Source organism: Hydrogenimonas sp. (genome assembly GCF_029932565.1).
Taxonomy (GTDB): Bacteria; Campylobacterota; Campylobacteria; order Campylobacterales; family Hydrogenimonadaceae; genus Hydrogenimonas.
The window spans coordinates 19,850-22,609 of the sequence record NZ_JAOZPV010000024.1 but is presented as its reverse complement, the minus strand read 5'-3'; the positions used below and the strand labels follow the sequence as shown (position 1 = coordinate 22,609).

Sequence of the window (2,760 nt, the reverse complement as noted above, 5' to 3'; positions counted from 1 at the left end):
ATGTACAAACGAGAATTCGATCAGCTGCTGGCATCCGGAACACTGCCCAAGTCGTTGATGCTCTATGGCGACAACGACTACTATATCGATACGACCGCCGAGACATTCATCGAAAAAACGGGGGCACGGGAGAGCATGCTCAAACTCTATTTCGACGAATACGACTTTCAAACGGCCAAAAACTATCTTGGGCAGAGTTCGCTCTTCGGCGACCTCAATCTGCTCTATATCAAAAGCGACAGGAAGATTCCGAAAAAGGAGTTGACACAGCTGATCGACCTCGCCTATCGCAACGAGAACGATTTCTTCATCTTCGCCTATACCGGTCCCGATTTCAAAACGATGACATCGGCATTCACCAAAACAAAAAATGCCGAACATGTGCGGTTCTTTCCTCCCAATCTGCGCGAGGCGGCCGATATATTGCAGCAACACGCCCGACACCTCCATATGCAGATCGATCGCTATGCCATCGAACATCTGTTGATGCTGCTGAATCTCAACCTCGCGCTGGCCGTCAACGAACTCACCAAACTCTCGATCCTTGAGGGACCTATCGGTGCCAAGGAGATCGATGAACATGTCTTTTCGCTGGCACCGATGGCGATGGATACGTTTCTCTTTTCGCTCTTTTCGAAAAAGCCTCTGACCGATCTGATTCATCAGATGCATCAGCTTGGCGAAGACGAATTTGCCATTCTGCGTGCCATCCAATACTTCGTCAGCCAACTCTTTCTCTTTCATATCTACATCAAACTTCACGGTGCGCCGGATTCTGCCGCGATACTGGGATACAGACTCCCAAAACAACTTGAAACGCAGCGGGCACAGCTCGCCGTCAAACTGTCGCTTCCGCTCTTCTCGAAAATTTTCGACACCCTCGCCGAAGGCGAGCTCGCCATCAAAACGGCCGGCGGCACTTCGCAGAAAGAGACACTGTTGTTGTCGATTTTAATAAAAATTAAATCTTTCTTAGGGTAAAATCGCGATGCTCTTTGCTCTTTCCCGACAATGGGCGGGAAAATTCCACAAGGGCTAAAACCACAAGGAGAACACCTAAATGACACGACATTACGAGACACTCTTCGTCGTCAAGCCGACGCTGACCGAAGAAGAGATCAAAGCACAGATCGACACGGTCAAGTCGATCCTGGAAAAAAACGGTGCCGACATTGCCGGCGAATTCGACTGGGGCATGCGCAAGCTCGCCTATGAAATCGAAAAGAATCCGCGCGGATACTATTACGTCATCTACTATACGGCTCCCAGCAGCCTCATCAAAGAGCTCGAGAGAAACTTCCGATACAACGAAGAGATCATCCGCTTTTTGAATGTCAAATATGAAAACAAAAAAGAGATCAATGCATGGCAGAATCTCGTCAACAAAGCGGGCGCAGCAAGCGCGAAAAAAGCGGAAGCTGCGAAAGCGGCCGAAACAGCAGGCGAGTCTGCGGAATAATTTGTAAGGCTATTCGATGTTCAACAAGGTAATCCTGATCGGCAATCTGACACGGGACGTGGAACTCCGCTATCTTCCGAGCGGCCAGGCGCTTGCCAAATGCGGCATCGCCACCAACCGCCGTTTCAAAGATTCAAGCGGTATGCAGAAAGATGAAACGATGTTCATCGACTTCACGGTCTGGGGACGTTCAGCGGAAATTGCAAACCAATACCTGCACAAAGGCAGTCGCGTTCTGATCGAGGGACGCCTTACGTTGGAGCAGTGGACGGACCAGAACGGTCAGAAACGAAGCCGCCATTCGATCACGGTCGAAAACCTGAAAATGCTCGATCGCAAAGGTGAAAACGAAGCCTATGGCCAATCGTCGGCACAGACCGGATATGGTGAACAGACTTCGCAGGTTGGCCATGGACAGGCACCGCAGGGTTACACCCCCCCGCCGCAACAGCCGGCACAACAGTCCAAACCGGTTCAGGAATTGCCGGAAATCGACATCGATGAAGATGATATACCATTTTAATAAATTAAAAGACGAATAGAAAAAGGAACAGATCATGGCAGAAAGAAGAAAATACTCCAAACGCTACTGCAAATATTGTGAGGCGAAAGTCGAGTTTATCGACTACAAAGATATCAACAGCATCAAAGCATCCCTCTCCGAACGCTACAAAATCATGCCCCGTCGTCTGACAGGCAACTGCAAGCGACACCAGGAGATGGTCGAAAAAGCGATCAAACGTGCACGTGCCGCGGCACTTGTACCCTACATCGTTGATCACAAACGTGTTGTCCCGAATCCTTTCGAAGAGGTCAAATAACATACAGCCCGGTTAATTTCGGGCTGTTTTTCCCCCAATTCTCTATTTGATTTTCAAATCCTCATACCGATTCAACTATTTAATTTTTTTATCGAATAAACGATATTGACATAACCCAATTTCCAATATCCAGGAATCGTTATGTCTTTTTTGTCCAATCTCTCCATTCAGACGAGAACATTCATTCTCGTTGCACTCAGCATCATCATTGCACTGCTTCTGGGTGTCACATCCTATTTCGGTTTTCAGAAAATCCAGACCGCACTCGTCGAACTCGAACATGCCCATTCCATCGAACGCAACGCACTCGATATCAAAAGCGGTGTACAGAACTATCAGTTGAGCAGCAACGGTGTCTACATGGACAGGGCGCGTGCCAACCGAGCGATCGAAACGATCGAAGAGCGAATAGGAAAGATGAAAGCGGATCTCGATTTTCTGCAAAAATCCAACTCCAATGAGACGATCCAGCAGCATGTC

General features: G+C 48.5%; 4 protein-coding genes and 1 pseudogene. All 5 read left to right on the top strand.

The window, feature by feature from the left end; translation table 11 throughout:
* Positions 1 to 981 (top strand): DNA polymerase III subunit delta (holA, locus tag Q1K24_RS04665; protein WP_300366718.1); only part of this gene is annotated, 981 nt, incomplete at its 5' end.
* Between the two features lie 79 nt (positions 982 to 1,060).
* Positions 1,061 to 1,459, top strand: coding sequence for a 30S ribosomal protein S6 (rpsF, locus tag Q1K24_RS04660; protein ID WP_300366715.1), 399 nt, complete (start codon positions 1,061 to 1,063; stop codon positions 1,457 to 1,459).
* Between the two features lie 16 nt (positions 1,460 to 1,475).
* On the top strand, positions 1,476 to 1,982 hold the full coding sequence (locus tag Q1K24_RS04655; RefSeq protein WP_300366711.1) for a single-stranded DNA-binding protein: 507 nt from the start codon (positions 1,476 to 1,478) through the stop codon (positions 1,980 to 1,982).
* Positions 1,983 to 2,016: 34 nt separating this feature from the next.
* Complete coding sequence (rpsR, locus tag Q1K24_RS04650; protein WP_300366708.1) at positions 2,017 to 2,280, top strand: 30S ribosomal protein S18; 264 nt, start codon at positions 2,017 to 2,019, stop codon at positions 2,278 to 2,280.
* A 141-nt stretch (positions 2,281 to 2,421) separates the two neighbouring features.
* A pseudogene (locus Q1K24_RS04645) lies at positions 2,422 to 2,760 on the top strand (hypothetical protein); the annotation flags it as partial.